Origin of the sequence: Colwellia sp. MT41 (genome assembly GCF_001444365.1) — a bacterium.
Classification (GTDB): Bacteria; Pseudomonadota; Gammaproteobacteria; order Enterobacterales; family Alteromonadaceae; genus Colwellia; species Colwellia marinimaniae.
This window is the reverse complement of sequence record NZ_CP013145.1, coordinates 509863-531727: the sequence shown is the minus strand read 5'-3', so window position 1 is coordinate 531727 and position 21865 is coordinate 509863. Positions and strand designations below refer to the sequence as shown.

Annotated in this window: 16 protein-coding genes and 1 rRNA gene; 2 read left to right on the top strand and 15 right to left on the bottom strand. The window is 36.2% G+C overall.

The annotated features are described in order from the left end of the window. Positions 1-40: 40 nt before the first annotated feature. The 13 genes from CMT41_RS02260 to CMT41_RS02200 all read right to left on the bottom strand — a co-directional run bounded on the left by CMT41_RS02260 (position 41) and on the right by CMT41_RS02200 (position 14575). Entirely contained in the window at positions 41-982 is a 942-nt protein-coding gene (locus tag CMT41_RS02260) for a UDP-glucose 4-epimerase family protein (protein ID WP_058026225.1), read from the bottom strand. After that, the gene (locus CMT41_RS02255; protein ID WP_058026224.1) at positions 979-2166 is read right to left on the bottom strand and encodes a glycosyltransferase family 4 protein; all 1188 of its coding nucleotides are present in this window, start codon (positions 2164-2166) and stop codon (positions 979-981) included. The genes CMT41_RS02260 and CMT41_RS02255 overlap by 4 nt, the downstream gene beginning before the upstream one ends. Then, positions 2117-2995: an ATP-grasp fold amidoligase family protein gene (locus CMT41_RS02250; protein ID WP_058026223.1), complete on the bottom strand. Its 879-nt coding sequence runs from the start codon at positions 2993-2995 to the stop codon at positions 2117-2119. Before CMT41_RS02250 ends, CMT41_RS02255 begins: the two co-directional genes overlap by 50 nt. A 50-nt stretch (positions 2996-3045) precedes the next feature. Beyond that, complete coding sequence (locus CMT41_RS02245; RefSeq protein WP_157466254.1) at positions 3046-4221, bottom strand: glycosyltransferase family 4 protein; 1176 nt, start codon at positions 4219-4221, stop codon at positions 3046-3048. Further along, positions 4222-5352: an EpsG family protein gene (locus CMT41_RS02240; RefSeq protein ID WP_083494190.1), complete on the bottom strand. Its 1131-nt coding sequence runs from the start codon at positions 5350-5352 to the stop codon at positions 4222-4224. A 52-nt stretch (positions 5353-5404) separates the two neighbouring features. Then, complete coding sequence (locus CMT41_RS02235; protein ID WP_058026220.1) at positions 5405-6469, bottom strand: glycosyltransferase; 1065 nt, start codon at positions 6467-6469, stop codon at positions 5405-5407. Between the two features lie 27 nt (positions 6470-6496). Next, on the bottom strand, positions 6497-7045 hold the full coding sequence (locus CMT41_RS02230; RefSeq protein ID WP_058026219.1) for a serine O-acetyltransferase: 549 nt from the start codon (positions 7043-7045) through the stop codon (positions 6497-6499). A gap of 57 nt (positions 7046-7102) precedes the next feature. Next, positions 7103-7996, bottom strand: coding sequence for an ATP-grasp fold amidoligase family protein (locus CMT41_RS02225; protein WP_058026218.1), 894 nt, complete (start codon positions 7994-7996; stop codon positions 7103-7105). Positions 7997-8031: 35 nt separating this feature from the next. Continuing rightward, the gene (locus CMT41_RS02220; protein ID WP_058026217.1) at positions 8032-9066 is read right to left on the bottom strand and encodes a glycosyltransferase; all 1035 of its coding nucleotides are present in this window, start codon (positions 9064-9066) and stop codon (positions 8032-8034) included. After that, entirely contained in the window at positions 9053-10315 is a 1263-nt protein-coding gene (locus CMT41_RS02215; RefSeq protein ID WP_058026216.1) for an oligosaccharide flippase family protein, read from the bottom strand. Before CMT41_RS02215 ends, CMT41_RS02220 begins: the two co-directional genes overlap by 14 nt. Positions 10316-10394: 79 nt before the next feature. Further along, a complete protein-coding gene (locus CMT41_RS02210) occupies positions 10395-12704 on the bottom strand; it encodes a polysaccharide biosynthesis tyrosine autokinase (protein WP_058026215.1) in 2310 nt (769 codons plus the stop codon). Positions 12705-12983: 279 nt separating this feature from the next. Further along, a complete protein-coding gene (locus CMT41_RS02205) occupies positions 12984-13442 on the bottom strand; it encodes a low molecular weight protein-tyrosine-phosphatase (protein ID WP_058028115.1) in 459 nt (152 codons plus the stop codon). Positions 13443-13447: 5 nt separating this feature from the next. Further along, positions 13448-14575, bottom strand: coding sequence for a polysaccharide export protein (locus CMT41_RS02200; protein ID WP_058026214.1), 1128 nt, complete (start codon positions 14573-14575; stop codon positions 13448-13450). A gap of 983 nt (positions 14576-15558) precedes the next feature. Here CMT41_RS02200 and CMT41_RS02195 point away from each other — a divergent pair. Together CMT41_RS02195 and CMT41_RS02190 are read left to right on the top strand one after the other, a co-directional pair. Next, on the top strand, positions 15559-16599 hold the full coding sequence (locus CMT41_RS02195) for a hypothetical protein (RefSeq protein ID WP_058026213.1): 1041 nt from the start codon (positions 15559-15561) through the stop codon (positions 16597-16599). A gap of 153 nt (positions 16600-16752) precedes the next feature. Further along, positions 16753-18843, top strand: a complete 2091-nt coding sequence (locus CMT41_RS02190) for a YjbH domain-containing protein (RefSeq protein ID WP_058026212.1) — start codon at positions 16753-16755, stop codon at positions 18841-18843. A 760-nt stretch (positions 18844-19603) separates the two neighbouring features. On the opposite strand, the gene CMT41_RS02180 is transcribed toward CMT41_RS02190, so the two are convergent. Beyond that, on the bottom strand, positions 19604-20425 hold the full coding sequence (locus tag CMT41_RS02180) for a crotonase/enoyl-CoA hydratase family protein (protein ID WP_058026210.1): 822 nt from the start codon (positions 20423-20425) through the stop codon (positions 19604-19606). Between the two features lie 1241 nt (positions 20426-21666). Continuing rightward, a 5S ribosomal RNA gene (rrf, locus tag CMT41_RS02175) occupies positions 21667-21781 on the bottom strand. Between the last annotated feature and the right edge of the window lie 84 nt (positions 21782-21865).

Here is a 21865-nt window from a genome sequence, read left to right as displayed (position 1 = left end):
AAAGTTTAATATCAGGTGAATTATAATTTTGGGGTTAGCTTTAATGCTGTTCTTTAAAATGTTTAGCGGTAGCAGCAAACCCTTGCTCTACCGTATATGGCGGTTGCCAATTTAGTGTCTCTTTGGTGTGGTCAATATCAACTTGCAAAGAGCCACATAATCTATCGATAACAGCTGACTTACCTAAGACTTTTCCAGCAAGTGAAAAAAGTACATTCGGTACGGGCAACATCAAGCCTGACTTACCTAAGCCAACACTTAAACCTTTAACAAACTCTTTAGTAGATAAATCATTATCATCTGACACTAAAAAGGTTTGATTCGCAGCATTTGGGTTATTAATACACTCAACAATTAAACTGATTAAGTTTTCTACATAGACCATTGAACGTTTGTTTTGACTTATACAACCAAAGGGTAAAGGAATACCTGTTGCAGCAAGTTTTAACATTGCCGCGAAGTTTGCTTTAACGCCAGGACCATAAACAAGTGGTGGTCTAATTATAACAACTTCCATTCCGGTTTCATCAGCTATTAATTTTAAACCAGCTTCGGCTTCTGCTTTAGAAATACCATAAGGGTCTTGAGGAGCAGGTTCATCCGAACTTTTGTAGCGTGCTCTGTTAGTAGTACTTTCACCGTTAACTTTAATGGAGCTAACAAAGATAAAACGTTTAACCCCAGATGAAGCAGCCTGCCTAGCTAAATTGAGCGTACCCTGGGTATTTATCTGCCTAAATTCAGTTAAAGGATCTTGAGAGTCATCATTCATTATATGCACTCTCGCAGCAATATGAATAAGCGTACTCACCGAAGACAGAGCCAAGCCTAGCTCTGTGTAGTCTTCAAAATCTAAACTAAAATTACAATATTTACTTTTATTGTTTATGCGTTTACGCCCTAAAAGCACACAGTTTTTTTCATCTAAAACAGAAAGTAAATGCTGGCCAACAAAACCACTGTACCCGGTAACTGCAATCATTCGCATCGTTCCAATAATTTTTTATAAATATCTAAATGTTTGGCTACTACAGCCTTTACATCAAACTCTTTCACAGCAAATACTCTAGCTTTTTTACCCATATCATTTCGTAAGCTTGGATCTTTAATTAAAGTGATAATTGCCTTAGATAGTGCTTGAGCATCTCTAATAGGAACTAATATACCCGTTTCGCCATCAATAATTGCATCTTTACAGCCTGGGTTATCGGTGGTAACAATTGCGCGTCCACATGCTGCGGCCTCTATAAGTACTTTAGGCACGCCTTCCCCATAAAATGAGGGTAAACAAACAATGTTGGCGTCTGAAAACACCTTGGGTATATCGTTGCTATGGCCCAGATATTTAATAAGGCCATCTTTTACCCAACCATCAATTTCAGCTTGCTTAACCGTATTTGGGTTTTCAAGGTCTGGCGTACCTACTAATAAAAACTCAGTTTCAGGGTACTGCTCTTTTACAAGCTTTGCGGATGCAACATATTCATAAACACCCTTTTCTTTTAAAAGGCGGCAGGCCATTACAATTTTAATGTTATCAATACTATTTTCTGGCAAATAATTATATACCGATAAATCTGCACCTGAGCCTTTAATTAAAACTTTAGCGTTTGCTTTTAATTTTGCAACGCCGGTTAAAATACTTTCATCTGAGGTGTTTTGAAATATCACCGTTTTATGCTTTTGTGATAATGCCACTTTATAAAAAGCAGAGACAATTAAGCGGGTGAGTTTTGCTCTCAAAGTACTTGCAGTAAATACATAACCTAAACCAGAAATCGCGGCTACGAAGGGAATATTGCGATTAAGTGTTTTTAAAACCAAACCAGTATATAAAACAGGTTTTATTGTAACTGCGTGTATAAGCGAAGGATTAACCTCTTTTATCACTTTCCTAATAACTTTAAGGGTATTTAGCTCATTAATAACGCCACTACCACTGCGACTAAAAGGAATATCAACGACACTAAAACCCATAGCAATAAGCTCTTGCTTATGTTTGGTGAAATGACACGCTATTGTAACTATATAACCCTTTTCTTGAGCCTCTAGGGCAATAGGTAAACGATGAGATATAAAAAACCAATCAACATTAACTATTAAAAGTAACCTCAACTTACAAATCCTTTCCGTAATTCTGTTTCCAAGGTTCACCAAACAATTCATCCCACTCTTGACTAGGAAATTTTTCAAAACCCGCGCCAGGATAAATAGTAAGTTCGCCAAAAGTAACCATATCGTTATACCAATATAAATCAACTCTAACAAAGTCAAAATTATCGCCAATTTTTTCCGCAATATCTACCATTGAATCTAAAAAATGAGGTTTTGCTGGTGTTGGATTTTTTCGTAAACAAGAATAATCAAAATCAAGCTCGTTCCATGATTTATCAAACATATTTCTTGTATGATTAGTAAACCGATCAGAATCTAACTGAATAAAATGAACCTGTCCGTGATACACAAAAAACTTGTAATCGTCAGGTTCTTTACCATCAAAATCTAAAAACTCTTCAATAAATACTTTAGGGGGAATATTTTGATAAGCCCACTCTCCCAAAGACGAAGCCTGATCGTGCTTTAACCACTTATTAGCTAACGATTTCATTTTTTTCTTAGGTAGGTGATTGCCATTTTTTATAATTTCAATTGTTTGGCTTGTATGGTTTGCTTTGAATACGTAATCATTAGGGAGTTCATCCCAATCTAAATTATCTATATCATCTGCATTACCACTTTCCCAAATTGTTTTAGGGATATATAGATTTTCAGCAATATTTTTGACAAACGCTTTAGATTTTATTTTATCCGCGGCAATAGGTAGAAGAGCATCTCTATCCTCTAGCTTTTTTATTTGCAGCTTTTCATTAAAAGTTTTGGGGTTGGTAAAATTACATAAGCGCTTAAAACGCCTGTAAAATAAAACCTGCATTCGTAACTGTAAAGGTAATAGAGATATTATCCCTGAAAACAGTTTGTATTGTGTACTTGCCACTACCAATCGCCTATTAAATATTAATATTATTTTTTGTATTTATGTTTACTTTATGCTGTAAATTTAAAAACTTTAACTAACTGACTATTCATTGTCTTTAAGGAAAACTTATTGAACACATACTTTTTATCCGGTTTAAAATCATCTAATTGATTCAAAATGAGTTCTATTGCTTTAGCCATTTCTTCGGGGTCGGATTCACTGATAATGATACCATCATTGGGACTCGTTATAATTTCACTAACTCCCGGGGTATTAGTTGCAACAACAGGAACCCCCATAGCTAAAGACTCAATTAATACCGTTGGCAAAGCTTCACTTGATTTAATCGTTTGCACCTTCCCCCCCAGCGCTAATTGTTGCTCAATCACACTAGGAAAAACTAATAAATCACTTGCAAATATTTCTTTTTCAGCATTATTTGTCCATCCTTTAAACTCAACTTCAATATCTTTAATATCTGCCAAAAAACCATCAATAACTCGTTTATAATCGTCATCACAGCGTTCAAATGGTCCAAAAACATTTAAAACAATATCTTTTGCATCAATTTTTTGTTCAACTATTCTTATTGCTTGCAATAAATTATGTACTCCCTTATGGGGATGTGGAGTACCCAAAAAAAGTATTTTTATTGGTAAGTTTTTACGCTTAGGTTTATCTGGTAAAGTAAAATCAAAGCCATTATAAATAACGCTAACTTTTTCACCGCCATTAAGGGAATCAGCAATCGCTTTTGATGGGACTATAATTTTTGTACATAACGCCATCATTAAAGATTTTATGAACTTATTTTTTGGTAACTTTGAGTGCAAATGCCAAACAACTTGGAACCCAAAGATGCGTAAAAATAGGCAACCCAAAAATAACCCACGAGGGTCGTAGGTATATATATAAGCTGGTTTTAATTTTAGTACTCTAAATAGGGTATAAAAATTACAAGTAAAAAATGTAAAAAACACTGTAAAAGTTTTGATTAGGGTTAAGTTTTTTAAAAAATCACCTGAACCATATATTTTTTTGAGATAGTTTTCATTTGGAAGGAAACCATCAACCCTATAGTCAACTAATTTATCATCATAATCACTCAATGCATTTCTTTTTATTAAAGACACATCAAAATCAGCACTCAAACACTTTATGACATTTAAGCTAACTTTCTGTGCGCCAGCACAAGTCCCGGTAAAAGACTCTATAAACAAGATTTTTCTTTTTATCTGCGACACCTAAAGCCTCCAAAAAACAAAATCATAAACCATACTCCACTCTAATGCAGCATAAATATCTCTTGTGAAAAAATTAAACACTTTCATAAAAATGTAAATTAAAACAACAATTAAAAAGCCTAAAAACCCCCATTGCCCTGACTTAATTTTGCTAATGCAAATATTTAACATATCAGGAATTATAAATATGAAAAATAGTATATAAATATAATTAAAACGATAAGCAATTGGTATAGCACTATATAGTGGCACGATATAGAAAATAGTAGGTAGCAAGTAGAAAATCTGTAATGTAATCTTATTTTTAATCTCGAATTTACTCTTCGTAAAATAAAAAAACATTATCAATATCATCGCATAAATATAATTCAGAAATGAAACCGTGCCTGATTCATCGACAACATAATGGCCATACTCAATAGATACTAAAATAAACTTAAACAACTCAACTAATAAATATGAAACGCCTAAAGAAGATAAATATAAAGTGTAAAACACTTTTTTATTTTTTATTTTTTCATAAGTATATTTGTAAATGATGAAAACCACACCCCAAGCACAAACCAACTGAATACTTGTTGCAATTACGATTAAAAATATAGCTTTTAAATATTTATTATCTGCCAACGCGACAACTGAAAAAAATAGTATAAAGACACCCAAAATCATACGACTGATATTAAAACTATCAATAAGAAGTAGGGCGATTAAATAATATGATAAAATATTAAAAAAACTTATCGTTAACTTTTGAGTTATATTTTTATATAGCACTAACAATACAAAAAAATAACAAAAGAGAAATATAGAAAAATCATCACTTATACTTTTAACTAGCCACATTATCGTGGCATACCCCTTCTCTATTCGTTGACTAAACACCCCCTCAGAAAAGTTTTGAGATAGAGAATTGAATATGCTTTGGTAGCCAACAGTATCGATACCTCCGTGTCCTGAATCAACTAAACGCCACCCATAAAAAACAGACAAGATCCCAAATACTAACGTTGTTAAAATACCAAAGACAACTCTTAGTTCTGAACTGTTCACTTTGGCCGAACAGTAATTTATAAGGCAAAGGTAAGTAGAAATAAATAAAGTAAAAAATATATAAGGATATATATTAACCATTAACTTGACCGTATTTAGGGAAACTACATTTAATCATAACTATACCGACAAGCTAAACAGTTAAAGAGTCTAATACTCTCTTCAACTTACGAGGTTCATTTTTATTATTATTAATAGCATCGATTGAATAACCATCATTCAACATGTTAACAACTTGTTTGGAAAACAAACAAACGTCGAAGTTGGTAATTAAAAAACCGTTAACGCCGTGTTTAATAATTTCACTAGGGCCACTTTTACAATCAAACGAAACCACTGGGGTGCCACATGCAATAGATTCAACTAAAACATTAGGATAACCTTCATAATATGACGTTAATACAGTGACCTTAGCACGATTATATAAGTTGACTAAATCACCACTCTGTAAGTCATGTGTATAATGAACCCCAAGCTCTTCTAGTGAAGAAATAAGGTCATCTTTTAAATCACCTTGGCCGACTATATACAAATGAAGATTTGGTAACTCCTTATAGATCTTAGTGATAATTTTAATAAAATTATCTATTCCCTTTTGTTGGGTTAATCGTCCTACAAATAAAATATCGATATCTTTTTTAAGATTTATCTTTTTAAATGTTGTTGATACTGGGTTATATATTACTTCAATTTTTTCTTTCGGTATTGAGTAAGACTCAATCATCGATTCTTTCATAGCATTACACTGAGCAATATAGGCTGTCATTTTACTATATAAATTTCGCATTAAAAACTTAGTAATATTTCTTTTTATAAAACTACCTTTTTTTGCCGCTAAATCCATTTTTAAATTATTTACATTCCGTGCGATTAGAGGTTTATTAATTTTCAATAAAAATTTCAAAACAAAAAGTATTAATGCAATCTGATGATTAAAAGCAATAAAAAGATCAAACTTGTCTAATATTTCTTTTTTCTTAATTATTATACTAAACGCACGGGTACCTGTTAGCGCATCTAAACTTTCAATTTTAACAGCGTCATCTAACTCAGAAATGTAAAACTGTTTATTTAAATTAAAAACTAAAATAGTTACATCAAAATTCATTTTTACCAGTTCATTTGCATAATTAATACAAACTCGCTCAGCCCCACCCGCTCCAAATGTATCAATAAATAAACAAATGTTTTTTTTCAAAAGATTCCCCTCTCAATAATCTTCAAATTAGTTTGCGTTTCTATTTAATGTATTATTTGAGATGATCTTAGCTGGCACACCTGCAATAACACAATTTCCCATCGGAAAATTTTTATTCACCACCGCATTAGCACCAATGGCGGTATTATCACCTATTTTTATTCCTCCAAATAATTTAGCACCTGGTCCAATATAACAATTATCTCCTAATTGAGGAGCCGCATTTGAGTCAGTCGCTGAAGCTCCTATATTAACGCATATGTGGATTCTACAATTAGCGCCAATTTTAGCCTTACCATTTATTACAATAGTTCCTCGATGAGCAATCGATAGTCCTGGTCCACAAACATTTAATGGTATGGAAAAACCTAGCTTCGTAGCAATTGCATTAAGCCTTATTTTAAATAAAAAGAAACGTATTCTATGTTTACAATTTAAATAGTATTCTGTTTTTCGTAATATTCGTTGAAAAAGCCATATATCATTAAAAATGAGATCCTTGAGCCCTCCTCTAATATTTAATGCTTGTTTGTCTTGCTCTAAATATTTTTTTAAATCGGTTTTACTATTTATCATAATTAACCTTTTAGTTCGACTAATGAATAGCTTAGATAATATTTTCAGTTATAAATGTTAGTCACGTGGATTTCCAACCCATAATTTACCCATCCATTTATCATAAGCTACATTACTAAAGATCTCTGTTCCAGAACCATGTGCAAATGTTAATTCCCCAAAATATATGATTCCATCAACATTATATAAATCAACCCTGACATAGGAGAAAGGTTCTGCTAATTTTTTTACAATATCCAACATTTTTTGATAATTTTTAGGTTCGAGCAGTTTCGTCTGAACAGTTGGGTACTCTAATGAAAAAGGTAACCAGTTAAGGTTTTCATCAAAAAATGATCTGTTATGGTTAGTGCTACGATCAAAGTCGACTTGTAAGACAATCTTAAAGCTTCCATCGTGCTGTTTGAATACATGGAATTTATAGTCTTTAAGATCATTTTCTCCATCCTCAGGGTAAATTCTCTTTTCTATTAATATCTTCCTATTAATATCACTATACCAAAGCTCACCTTGTAACTTACCGTAATCAACCTTTAACTGATTATTGACACTTATACATACATTTAATATCTCTTCTTCGGTGTTCTCTTTAGAAAGAAGAAACACTGGTCCAGAGTTATGGTTCGCTTTTATTAAAATTGAACCATATTGATTTATATATGAGAGAATTATATTGCATTCTATTTTATCTGATAAAAAATAATTAGGAATAACAATATCAGCAAAACCTTTACTAATAACCCATTCTTTCGCTAATACTTTATCTGAGCATTGCTTAAAAAGCTTATTCTGACTATTTTTTTTACGATGAACAATCTTTTCATTAAAAGTTTGTGGACATAAAAAATTTGGTTTATACCTTAGATGACGAATAAACCGTAGATAAAACATTACCTCTCTAAAACGGTTTGATTTACGATATAAAAACGACTTTAAATTTAAAATACTCATTATAATCCTAAAAATATAAAAATTTATTTATCAAGTTATGAATTAAGAAGATGCTGTATGTATTTCACTCTACAATTTACTGTATGATTATCTTTGATTAAAATTAGACCTTTACTTCTAATTTCTAGGTAATCTAAAGGGAAATCTTTAAAATTTTGTATTTTACTTTTAAAGTTATATTTGTTTATATAGATACAATTCTCTCCATCAATAAAACCAAAGTCACTTAAGTCTTCACTCGGGAATGCGAATAATAACAATCCTTGAGAAGGAATTTCAAAAAACTTTGCTACAGTACAATTATATAAAGGAGTACTAGACACCCCAACCACGCACGCATCAAAAGTACGTAACCAATAAAAAAAATCATCTCCAATATATTTTTTATTACCTGAACCAGCATAATCAAATGATATTAATTCCCCGGTATTAAAAGACCACTCCCTTAAATCATAAATCTTAGAGCCAGTTTGACCAAAGCCGAGAACATCATTTCGGGTTGATGTAATAATATTTTTATTTATTATATTATTACTTACACACCATGGGAAACTATGTACTGAGGATGCTTCAAGCCCTTCCGTAAAACCAGTATCTAAAAGGTTTTTTTTATATGGTGTTAAAATGTCTGTGACATGGGAATTTTTAATGCACTTAGGTAACCATCCTTTAGTATGACTATCACTCACAAAAACAATAACCTTATTATGGTTACTAGAAAAACTTATTGTTGGTGCATTATATCTTGGTTCTAAAGACACAATATTTTTAAATGATTTTCCATATAAATAATATGAGATAATAGAACCACAAAAGATAACATTTTCTTGATTTGAAAATTGATGCCACAACTCAGTCTGAGAAACAACTTGCCAACGTTTATTTTTATAAAAATCTAAAGAACAAACTAGCAATGTTTTTTCTAAGCTATTTTTCTTTATTTGGGAAATTAATTTTCTATTTTTATAGATATAATTTACATCGTTCACAATGCAAAAAAATTCAAACTTAACTCGTCTTAAATATGTTATAAGAGCTATAAAAAAAATATTTTTTTTAATTAATCTCATTATTCATTTCCTTTGTACTTCTAGAGTAGTAGTGATAATAAAGTGAAACCATAATGATTCGGGTGAATATGAGTGTAAAAATAGTTCCATATATCCCATAAAAAAAGATCATCGGTATTGAATACACTAACGATATAACAGATACAGATAATGTTATATTTTTAACTGTTTGTTCTTTTCCTATCAACATTAAATAGTTCGTTCCAAACGTTAATTGCATAAAGATCAGAGGAATTACCGGTGATAAAATACGAATGTAGAAAGCAACATTCTCATTTACGTTCTTGAATAGAAATGAAACAATTAAGTCAGCCGTTCCAATTAATAAGAGCATTAACATTACGCTTGTAAATAACATAATGAATTTGAAAACGTTATGCTTTCCAATGTTACGTGATATATACGGAAAGAATGTACTTGATAAAATATAAGCAAATGAGCCAACTACGTCTATAACCTTACTTGCTGCACTAAAAATGCCCACAGTAGAGTTATTAGTAAATAAACCTAAAGCAAATATGGCTGTATTAGCATATAAATTCGGAGCGAATTGACAAATAAAGGCATTATATCCATACTTTAATTGTTTAATTACAGCAGCTAAACTTGCTAACTTAAAAGTTATTTTAAACTCTCTACTTATAATCAAAATTGCAGCTATTAATGTTAAAAATGCAGTAATTGAATGCAACAGAGGAATATATATATAATCATTTTCTTCTTTAATAACCAAAAACAAAAAAACCAAGAATAAAATTTTACCAATCAGGCTCAGGTAGGTTATATATTTCATTCTCTCTAGCCCCTGAAAAAGCCAAATAGGAAACAATGATTTTAAAGCTACAGATAAAAATGTAAACCAATATAAAAGTTGATATTGTGAGAATTTATCAAACGATAGTACTATAAGTGCATAGAAAGCAAAGCAAATAAAGACCAATAAGAGTGACGTAGTTAATGTGACAGAGTAAATACTTGCTAGCTTATCTTTATTATCTCTATTCCTTGCAATATCTCGTGTAGAAGTAACATTAAAGCCATACTGAATTATAGCCGAAAAATAAACTGAAAATGCTAGAGAAAAATTGATTAAACCGAACTTATCTAAACCAATTACACTTACTATATAAGGAAAAGTAATCAACGGTATAATAAAATCAAAACCTTTTAATACTATTAACGAAAAAAAATTACTAATAAGAATCTTCGTATCTTTTTTTCTATAGCTAGCACTTAAAGTATCGAACATGATCTAATTACCCTACAACAATTTAAAAAATAAATTTAATCCAAAGCCAAGTTATAATTTAACTTATTGCTCTTTCAATCTATGTATCCGATTTATATTCATAATTATAGTAACCGTAATAGCCGTAGGCGTTACTGGCTTTTTTCACTACGCCGTTAAATACTACGCCTTTTACGTCAATACCGTTTTGTTCAAAACGTTGGCGGGCATAATCAATTTCTTTAATGGTATTTTGACCAAAACGAGTCACCAGTAACATGGTGCCGGAATGACCACCAACAATGGCGGGATCTGTTACCGCTAAAATAGGTGGTGTATCAATAAGGATGATATCGTATTTAGCTTTTATTTCGGTGATCAAGTTACTGAAATTTTCATGCATAAGTAACTCAGAAGGGTTAGGCGGTACTTGCCCACGGGTAATAATGTCTAAACCTGTAACATTGGTTGTTTTGGTTACCTGCGCAAGTGTTTGTTGTCCGGAGAGGTAATCAGACAAGCCATTTTCCCACTTTAAAGCAAAATGCTTTTGTAAATAACCCTTACGCATATCAGCATCTATAATCAGCACCTTTTGGCCACTTTGTGCCAGTACAGCAGCCAAATTTGCGGTGATGAAAGATTTACCTACCTCAGGTGATGGTCCTGAAATAGTTATAATATTGTTTTTTGCTTCCATCATGGCGAAGTGCAAACTGGTACGTAAGCTACGCAGTGCTTCTATGGAAAGATCTGCTGGGTTATCAACCGCCAATAACTTATTTATTTTGTCGCTCTGCCGTTGCTTACCTTTAGCTATGCCTTTAGATAAGCCTTTAGCTATTCCTTTAGTAAACCCCTTAGCAGAGCCGGTCAATTTAACTTGATGGCTAGAATAGGGCACACTGGCATAAACCGGTAAACCAATGGCTTCAATTTCACTTGGGTCTTCCACGCCTTTATGCAATGCTTTTTGTACTAACACTATGGCGATGGCTAACATACCGCCGAGCATGGTTGCCATAACGACAATCAAGGATTTTTTAGGTTTAACTGGTTTGGTGGTGTTCACTTCAGCAACATCAATGATACGGACATTACCCACCGTACCGGCACGAACAATGTCTAACTCTTGTACCTTGCCTAATAACATCATGTAGATTTCGTTACCTACTTTAACATCACGGGTTAAACGCAGTAATTTTTGCTGCATTTCAGGTAAATCTGCTATTTTTTGCGCTAAGCCATCACGTTGTTTTTGTACGGCTGATATTTGCTCAACGATACCTTGATAATTTGGGTGATTACGTTTGAACTTGCGTGACATGGCTAAGCGTTCAAGATCAAGTTCTTGCAACTTGGTATCAAGCTCAATAATTTGCTCTAATACCCCTTGGGTTTCTAGGGTGATGTTTACCGATTGTTGATTTTTTTGGTAATCATTAAATAACGATTCCGAGTGTTCTAACTGTTTTTTGATTGCTGGTAACTGTACCGCTAGAAAATCAAGTGAGCTTTTAGCTTCGGCTGAGTTACGTTCAACATTTCGGCGTACATAAATTTGGGTGATTTCATTGAGCACTGCTTGGCTATACTCTGGACTTTCATGCTCAAAGCTTAAATTGACTATACCCGAATCTTTGCCTTTTTCAATGGCGCCAATGGCCGCTTGCAGATTTAAAATAGTATTTAATCTGTCTTTACGGGTAATAATAAATTCTGTGCCCGCTCGAGCAATTAGCGTTTTAAGGGTTAGAGTGAAAGTGCCATTGCTAACCTCAGTACCGACCTTGCCGGCAAGTATTTTTTCGCCATCGCCAGAGAATAGTGTAAAGGTATTATTTTCTCCCGCTTGTACGATATAACTTCGATTGATGGCAAACTTAGGTACCTCAAAACGGAATATATCAATTTGTTCACCACCCCATGCGTAACTGGTGGCACCAAAGCTTGGCGTTGCTATGTCGCCAGGCTTTATTGCATTGAATTTTCTAAAACTACGGCCACCGATTATTGGGAATAATTTAGGTTGAGCCACAATATCTAGTGCTAAGTTATCTACCGCTTCACCGATCACTGAACGTGATTTTAATAACTCAATTTCAGTAATTGATTTAGAGCTACTTTCAAACATACTGGCCATATCACCAAGCCCAGGCATCCCACCACCGCCTTCTTCTACCTGTATCATTGCCGTTGCTTTATATATAGGGGTAGAATAAAGTGCAGTAGCAATACCCACTAGGGCAAAAACAGCAGTAACTACCCCGATAAATATTTTGCGATCAAGTAAGGCACCAAACAGCGCCATTAAATCAATTTCATTACTGGCAGCAGCATTATTGTTGTTGTTGTTGTTACCCTGTTGATTTGGCACTGATGCTGGTTTTATATTTTCGTTCATTGACATATTTTTGAGTAACTTTTAATAAATTTTTGTGAATTTAAACTTAATCGTTATAATTTTTCATGCTTATGTACTTGGTTCAGGATCGTCATCCCCGTAGTGTTTTAATCGGACGTGCTATGGATGGCACTTATTAGACAATGCATGGAGCTTATTGTCCTGGATCCAGTGTATAAACAGCAATGGATCTTCGATCAAAGACTTCGAAGATGACGTTTACCAAGAGTTCCTGAGTACACGTCATTGGCATAATTTTTTATTGGTTCTGCTTTCAGTTCTGCTTTAAATATATTTTATCCAAGCGCTGCAGGCTTTATCAATTAACTGATAAACATGGTCAAACGCTTCATGACTTTGACGGTAAGGGTCTGGTATTTCGGTATCATCGATCCATTTACCCAGTAAAAAGGTTTTGCCTCTGGCTTGTGGATATTGGCCCAATAAATCTGTTAGGTGCCGCTCTTCCATCACCAGTATCAAATCATTTTCAGCGATTAGCGTTGAGCTTAACTGACGGCCTTTATGGCCGCTCATATCAATATTTTTTGTTAAGGCTATGTTGGTTGCCGTCGCTTCTGCACCTTTACCTACTAAAGCGGTTAAGCCCGCTGACGAGACTTTTATCTGGCTAGCCGCTGAGTTATCTTGAAGATTTCCCTTCAGCTTGTCTTTAAACAGGTATTCTGCTGTCGGGCTGCGGCAAATATTGCCAGCACAGACCACTAAAATAGCGTTAAACATGGCCATTAGAAGAAAGCACCTTGTGTTTTAAGGGTGGAGATATTCTCAAGCCCTTGTAGTGTTGGTACTAACTGGCTGATTAGACGATTCCAACGAGCGATTGGTGCAGTAGTGACATAAATAATATCACGTGGTTGTAATTTAAATTGGTCGGCTAACACAAGCGCCACTATGTTTTGTGCATGTAGTTGATAAACATCAGCAATAATGCCTTCATCGTTAGCAGGGCGTTTACGTAATACAAATATACCGTTAGCATCTGCTGTTGCGTCATTCAAACCACCCACATCACTTAATGCTTCAGCAAGACTTAAGCCGTAACGGTTAATTTCAATACTGCCGGCTTTTCTTACGTCACCTAAAACAAATACCTTTTGGTTATCAGAGCGGTTTACATGAATAATATCACCATGTTTAAGTAATCTATTTTGACTTAAATCACCCTTGGTATAAAAGTCATCAAGTCTGATGATTTCGGTTTGCTCGCCACTGGTAAAAATAACGGTACGCCAATCGGCTCGTTCACTTAAACCACCGGCTTGGTTAATGGCGTCTATTAAGGTCAGTGGGATCTCGGTTATCGGCAATGCCCCTGGCCTTTTTACTTCACCGGTTACGTAGGTTCTTTGGCTTCTAAAGGCAACTACTTTCAGATCTAACTGCGGTTTTTCGATAACTTGACTAAGCTTTGCCACTAAAACTTTATGCAGTTGGCTAATGGTTTTACCTGCGGCAGGTATATTAGCGGCATAAGCATAGGTAATAGTGCCATCGGTTTGAATTCTAAAGCCATCAAATTCTGCGGTACGTTGTACGGCGGCAGGAATAGTGAGTTCAGGATGATCCCAAACACCAATGGATAAGACATCACCAATGCCCAAGACATAATCATAACCTTCGGTGATTATTGGTGTATATTTTTTAGCTTTTAAGCCGACTTGTTGACTGTCTTTTAATCGAGCAATGAGTGCCGAGTCAATTATGGAGATTTTAACCTTAGATAAGTCTTGTTCTAGGGTAGAGGTTTCAGGATCAACATCTATGCCTTCCATATGACTGCCAGGGATCATGCTACAACCACTCAATATCACTAGTGACAATGAGATAACCAATTTTTTAGAGTATTTTAACATTGTATAGATTTGCTCTTTCCTTCGCTAGCTTCGTGCAACTGCCCTGTTATTATTGCTTTTTTGTGCAAGGTAGCACTTTCAACAATGGGTGCAGTATTTGCTTTTTTATATAGCTTTTATTTAGGTTTTATTCTGCCTATATACAGCACTATTATTTAGTAGCTTGTATTTAAAGGAAAAATCGAATTTGTTATCTATAGCAGACCAGTGGTGTCCTGTTTTTGTAGCACACAATTTGAAAGCTTTATTTGCGCAGAATCTTACTGAAGAAATAGCTCCCTGTCTACAGAGAAAGAAGAAATACCGTGATTTTCGTAGTAGAGTATTGAAAAATAATCAAGTTTTAATGCTGATATTTTATACTACCCTCTAACACCCTCTATATAGCAGGAGTTATGGATTGAGGCGAATGTGCTTGGATTCAACATAATTGCTAAGTGATGCACGAATAAATATCTAAGTGATGCGCGAATAAATATCTAAGTGATGCGCGAATAAATTCCCGCCTACAAAATTTACGACAAGATACTTCGGGAATGACGGTTGGTGAGGCTGTTGATGCTGTTGATGCTGTTGATGCTTGTCATCTTCGAGTTCTCTTGTCGAAGATCCAGCCCAAAGCGCGAATAAATCTCTAAGTGATGCACGAATAAATGTCTAAGTGATGCGCGAATAAATTCCCGCCTACAGAATTCCCGACTAAGTAACCACGGGAATGACTTGTGGGCTGGTTGTTGAAGCTGTTTTTACCTTGATAAATACCACTCATTTATTGGTAAATAGACAAAGCAATATCACCACTATTTTCGTCGTTTCTGTCACGATAAATTAGCTTGTATAAATTACGCTCTTCATCTAACATCTACCAACTACAATAGACTTTGTACATTACACTGAATTCTATAGTAATAAGCCACTCGTCACTATAGAATTCTCTGCTAATAAGCAACTCATAATTATATACATTTATAAGGCAATTAAAAATGAAAAAAATAGTTCGCGCCACGCTAGCTGCCAGTATCGCTTTGGCTTTAACCGCTTGTCACAATGATAAAAAAACTCCACCTGTGGTTGATATACCACCACCAACAACATTAGAAATCTCAGGCGGAGCGGTTAAAGGGACATTAATAGGCGCCACTGTTACATTATTTAGTGCTGCTGATCTTACTACTGCAATCGGCGATTCGGTACAAACGGGCACTGATGGTTCTTATACGTTGACACTTACCGATACTACTGGCGGACAAATTTCGGGTGCTTATGTCGTTAAAGTTACTGCTGATGACGATACAACTATGATTTGTGATGCTGCAGTAAAATGTGGTGAAGTTCTCCGAGGTGACCTGGTACAAGCTACTGACCTAGATGGTTTAGTTTTATCTAGCTTTACTTTCGCTGATAGCGAAGTATCGGATGCTGCTGCAGTAAATGTAAATGCTTTAAGCACTATGGCAACAGACGCTATCCTCGCTGCAGCATCTGTTGAAGGTACTGCTATTGACTTGAGTAACTTAACTGCTGAAAAAGCAACAGCATTAAAAATTGCCGGTTCAGAAGTTGTTGGTGCTATTATCGGTGTAGACCTTGCTGGTGTTGATTTATTTTCGCTAAACATTGTCGATGCTTCAGTATCAGAAAATGTACCAACTGATAACATTAATGCTTCAACCTTAACTTTAGTCAACGCATCATTAGCTAATATTAATGTAATTACTGATGGCTCAACTGTATCTACCGTAGGTTATTCGATAAAGAAATATTTTGAAAGTGTTAACGAGATAGCAACAGCTATTTTTGAAAACCCTGGTGTTGATTTAGGTGCTGATAACTCAGTAGCGATGAATCGAATTAATTTAGTACAAGCTGAGATTTCCATTCAAGCTGCAGAGATTTTAACATTAGTAGACCCTGATGGAAAAATTGATTTTAAACCTATACCTGCCCAAGTTGTTCCAGAAGAAATTACCAAAATTATTGGTGAGATAGTTGTTGGTACCGGTGGTACTGGTGGCGAAGGCTAGTTTAGCCATAGTTTAATAAAACCCGCCACTTGGCGGGTTTTTTATGTGCTAAACATTTATTATTTCTCACTTTACTTACTACTTTACCTTCGACACTACTTGTTTTACTTACCACTTTTCTTGTTGTAATTCACCTTGCTAGGATTTGTTTATATGAAGCGCTGTATTCTTTTTGCATTGGCTTTGCTCCCCGTTGTTACTGTTGCTGCTGAGCCTAAGGCAAGCATGTCTTTTCAAGGTTATAGTGGTTTAATAAACACCCCCACGGCGACATTATTTACTGAAGGCACCTTTTACCTACAATATGGCAATCAAGTGGAAACCAGGGATGGTTATCGCCATGGTGATAATTATAACTTTGGTATTGGTTTGTGGGAATATGTTGAAGTTTCTGGACGCTTAGCTGAGTACAAAGACTCGGTTAGTGGCAGTGGTCCGACAGATTTATCAGCAAATATCAAACTAGGTATGCCTTTTATTCCCAAAGATTGGTTTAGTTTAGCGCTTGGCATGCAAGATGTCGGTGGCGCTGCCAACTACTTTGATGCTCAATATGTTGTCGCTTCAAAAAACCTTTTTGATGACGTTAATGTTTCCCTAGGCTTGGGTAAAAGTGACTCAAACCAAGGCCGACTAGATGGCGTTTTTGCTGGTATTGCTTGGCAACCTTATGAGTGGGTAAAGCTCTCGGCAGAATATGATGCCGCCGACACACAATTAGCTTTACATATATCATCACCTAAAAGCTGGCTTAATAGTGGCATACAATTAACTACCGACCTACTGGTATCAAGTAGCAACGAAGCGCTAAAAGATGATTTTTATTATGGGCTAGGATTAACTATTCCCCTGGATTTTAATGGCGCTAATACTTCATCGCCATACCGCGAGCAAAACAGCAACTTAGTACATACTCAAGCATATTCCCCCTTAGATGTGCAGTCTGGCGTTATCGAACGTTCTGCTACTGCTGAACGTTTACTAGTTCTAGAACTACTGGCTAAGGAAGGTTTTGAAGCGATTGAAGTTGCTGAAGCTGATTATAATACCGTCTATGTAGAACTAGAAAACCACGTTTATAACCGCAACCAAATAGATGGGCTTGGCGTGGCTTTGGGCATTCTCAGTAAACATATTCAACACAATTACTCGCACTTTAAACTGGTACTGAAAGAACGAGAAATACCTATTCTTGTGGTTAAAGGTAGCTTAGCTGAATATGATGCCTTCTTAACCGATAATCAGCCATTAAAGCTTGATATATCTACTGATACTTTTGGCAGCCAACGAATAAATACCACAGCGGCTCTACAGGATAGTAATAGTCTATGGTTTAAACCTCGTATTACTTTTTGGCCTGGCCTTGTAACGAGAGTTGGTACTGAGTTTGGTGTATTTGATGCGTCCCTCGCTTTGATTAGCCACCTTGAAGTGCCATTATGGCCTGGTGCTACCATAACCGCGCAACACACCAAACAAATAGCGGAAACCACAAACTTTAAAGATGGCGAATTTTTTGCTGATGACAAACAAACAACGGGGCTGAAACAATACAGCGTCCATCAGACCTTTGCATTACCCTACTCGATAAAGAACATGGCTTCTGTGGGCAGGTATCGTGATACTTATAATTACCTTGCCAACGAAGTACGCTGGCAAAGTTTTGCTGGTAGTCATAAAATCAACTTATTAACCGCAAGGTATGAAAACCAAATCACACCGGAAAGAGAGCATTATCAAGGCTGTAATATTTTATTCCCTACCTGTTGGAAGAAAGCAGAGCCGCAACAAAGAGATGTTATAGTCGCTAAGTACCGATATTATAACGCACATTTTAACGCCTCGGCGGAAGTACAGGTTGGACAATATTGGCAACAAGATAAAGGTGTTGTGGTTAAATTAGAGCGACTGTTTGGCGATGTTACCCTTAACTTAACCTATAAAGATACCAAGGTAGATAATGAAGAAGCCAACCAATTTATTGGCCTGGGTTTTTCAATACCATTAACGCCACGTAAAGATTACAATAATAAATATTTTCAGGTAAGGGGCAAGCCTAAATGGCAGTATTCAGTGAATACACTGGTAGGAAAAAGTCATAACAACCTCACACCAGGCAGTGGCGATAGTACCCAGCTGTTTTATAACCTTGATAGTACTTTTTATAATAACAACCGTTTAGGCAGTGAGTATATTTATGAAAATTCGAATCGCTTAAGACAAGCGTATTATCAAGCGCGTTAGTCAAGCACGTTAGCTAAAGCGCGAATAAATTTCTAAGTGATGCGCGAATAAATTCCCGCTTACAGGTTAGGGGCATATGTAGGCGGGATTTCAATCGCGCTTGTTTGAAAACGCTAACAGGTATTAGCGCGAACAAGTTCCCGCCTACGGCATTCGTCATCTTCGAGTGCTCTGGGCAATGTTGTCATCTTCGAGGTCTCTTATCGAAGATCCAGCCCAAAGCACGAATATATTTATAAGTGATGCGCGAATAAATTCCCGCCTACAGGTTAGGGGCATATGTAGGCGGGATTTCAATCGCGCTTGTTTGAAAACGCTAACAGGTATTAGCGCGAACAAGTTCCCGCCTACGGCATTCGTCATCTTCGAGTGCTCTTGCCCAATGTTGTCATCTTCGAGTTCTCTTGTCGAAGATCCAGCCCAAAGCGCGAATGAACTCCTAAGTGATGCGCGAATAAATTCCCGCCTACAGGTTAGGGGCATATGTAGGCGGGATTTCAATCGCGCTTGTTTGAAAACGCTAACAGGTATTAGCGCGAACAAGTTCCCGCCTACGGCATTCGTCATCTTCGAGTTCTCTTATCGAAGATCCATGTTCTTGTTTCAGGACAAGGTAGACTTGGATTCAGGAGAATATGCTCAAGATAATTACTCAGGATAATGTGCTCCTGCATTATCTTCATAAGTGGCATCCATGCCACGTCTGCATTATCTTATAAGGTACGTCCGGTACCGTCCGACTAAGCCACCACGAGAATGGTTACCAGTTTTGTCGGTTAATAAACGCTCTTGGTTTTTTATCTTGATTAAGTTGGTTATAGGTTTTAATTTTTCGGTTCCGGCCCAATAAAATTTTTATTTGATAATAAGACTCTCTAGCGAGAGCAAAACCGGGTTTACTCCACCAACTTTTGTTATAAAGTTTTTTGGTCGCGGCGACAGCATCGGGTGACTGCTGGCAAATGGTTTGTGCCAGTTGTAAGGCTTTGCCATAGGGATCTTCATCTACATGGGTAACGAGTCCATAGCCGAGCGCTTGCTCGCCATTAATAATGGCTCCTGTCATAGCAAGCTCTTTAGCTACATCTAAGTTAAGTATTTCCTTTAACGCAACAGTTCCGCCCATATCTGGGATTAAGCCCCAACGAGACTCCATAATTGCAATGGAACTATCAGGAGCAGCAATACGGAAGTCGCCACCCAAAGCAATTTGCAAACCTCCGCCCCAACAACGACCATGAATAACCATGATCACAGGTACAGGTATCTTTCTCCAACCAACAGAAACGTACTGAGCTAAATTAGCTTGCCAAGGTAACCATTTGAACAGTAGCTGTAATGGTGCCTTGGCCGACTTCATTACCGCTTTAAGGTCTAAGCCGGAACAAAAATCTTCACCTTTACCCTCAACAATAACCGCTCTTATCGAACGATCACGCTGCAAGCGTTTAATAGTCTCACGGATAGCATAAAACATTGGCATATCAAGAGCATTATGTTTTTCAGCCCTATTAAACCTGACATGGGCAATATTATCGGTTATCTGCAATTCAATGCGTTTATCTATGCTCTGCTTAGTCATATACAATCTGCTTCTACTGTTAATATCTGGTATGACCACAACGTAACGTATATTTTATGGTAAGTCGATTGGAATATTTAAGAGATGACTTTGATCAGGGAAGCATCGGCGAAAATACGTTTGGTACTTTAGGCGGGGATCTTCGTTTGGTCGTGTAGGCGGGAATTTATTCGCGCTTATTAGTGATTGTTTCAAATCCCAGATAGCAAAAAGCTCGACTCTTATGAATCGGGCTTTTCTTAATAGAAACCGTGAATTGATGCACTAATATCATAAGTATCATGACGTTACATTGATGTAATTTATTTGACAATGCAGACGGTACAGGACGTACCTTATAAGATAATGCAGACGTGGCATGGATGCCACTTATTAGGATAATGCAGGAGCATATTATCCTGAGCTTATTATCCTGATGCACAGGAGTGACCTCACATAAAGAGAAAAACACCCACACGCTTACACCTCCACCGCTATTACCTTGCGCGACTGAAATCCCGCCTACACAGCTCTCATACTGTAGGCGGGAATTTATTCGCGCTTATTATTAATTGTTTCAAATCCCAGACAGAAAAAGCCCGCAACAATGTTGCGGGCTTTTCTTAATAGAAATCGAGAATGTCCTACTCTCACATAAAGAGAAAAACACCCACACGCTTACTATCTTCGGCGCTATTACCTTGCGCGACCTTGCGCGATTGAAATCCCGCCTACACAGCTCTCATACTGTAGGCGGGAATTTATTCGCGCTTATTAGTAATTGTTTCAAATCCCAGACAGAAAAAGCCCGCAACAATGTTGCGGGTTTTTCTTAATAGAAATCGAGAATGTCCTACTCTCACATAAGGAGAAAAACACCCACACGCTTACTATCTTCGGCGCTATTACCTTGCGCGACCTTGCGCGATTGAAATCCCGCCTACACAGCTCTCATATTGTAGGCGGGAATTTATTCGCGCTTATTAGTGATTGTTTCAAATCCCAGACAGAAAAAGCCCGCAACAATGTTGCGGGCTTTTCTTAATAGAAATCGAGAATGTCCTACTCTCACATAAAGAGAAAACACCCACACGCTTACTATCTTCGGCGCTATTACCTTGCGCGATTGAAATCCCGCCTACACAGCTCTCATACTGTAGGCGGGAATTTATTCGCGCTTATTATTAATTGTTTCAAATCCCAGACAGTAAAAAGCCCGACTCTTTCGAATCGGGATTCTCAGTGCCTAAGCACAAATAGAAGTTTAGCAATGTCCTACTCTCACATGGGAACTCCCACACTACCATCGGCGCAACTGCGTTTCACTTCTGAGTTCGGAATGGGATCAGGTGGGGCCACAGCGCTATGGTCGCTAAACAAAAAAGGGTCAATCTAGAAATTTGATATAAAAAGTTTACAAAAGCAATTCAAGTAACACGAGTACGTGTTTTATATATTTAT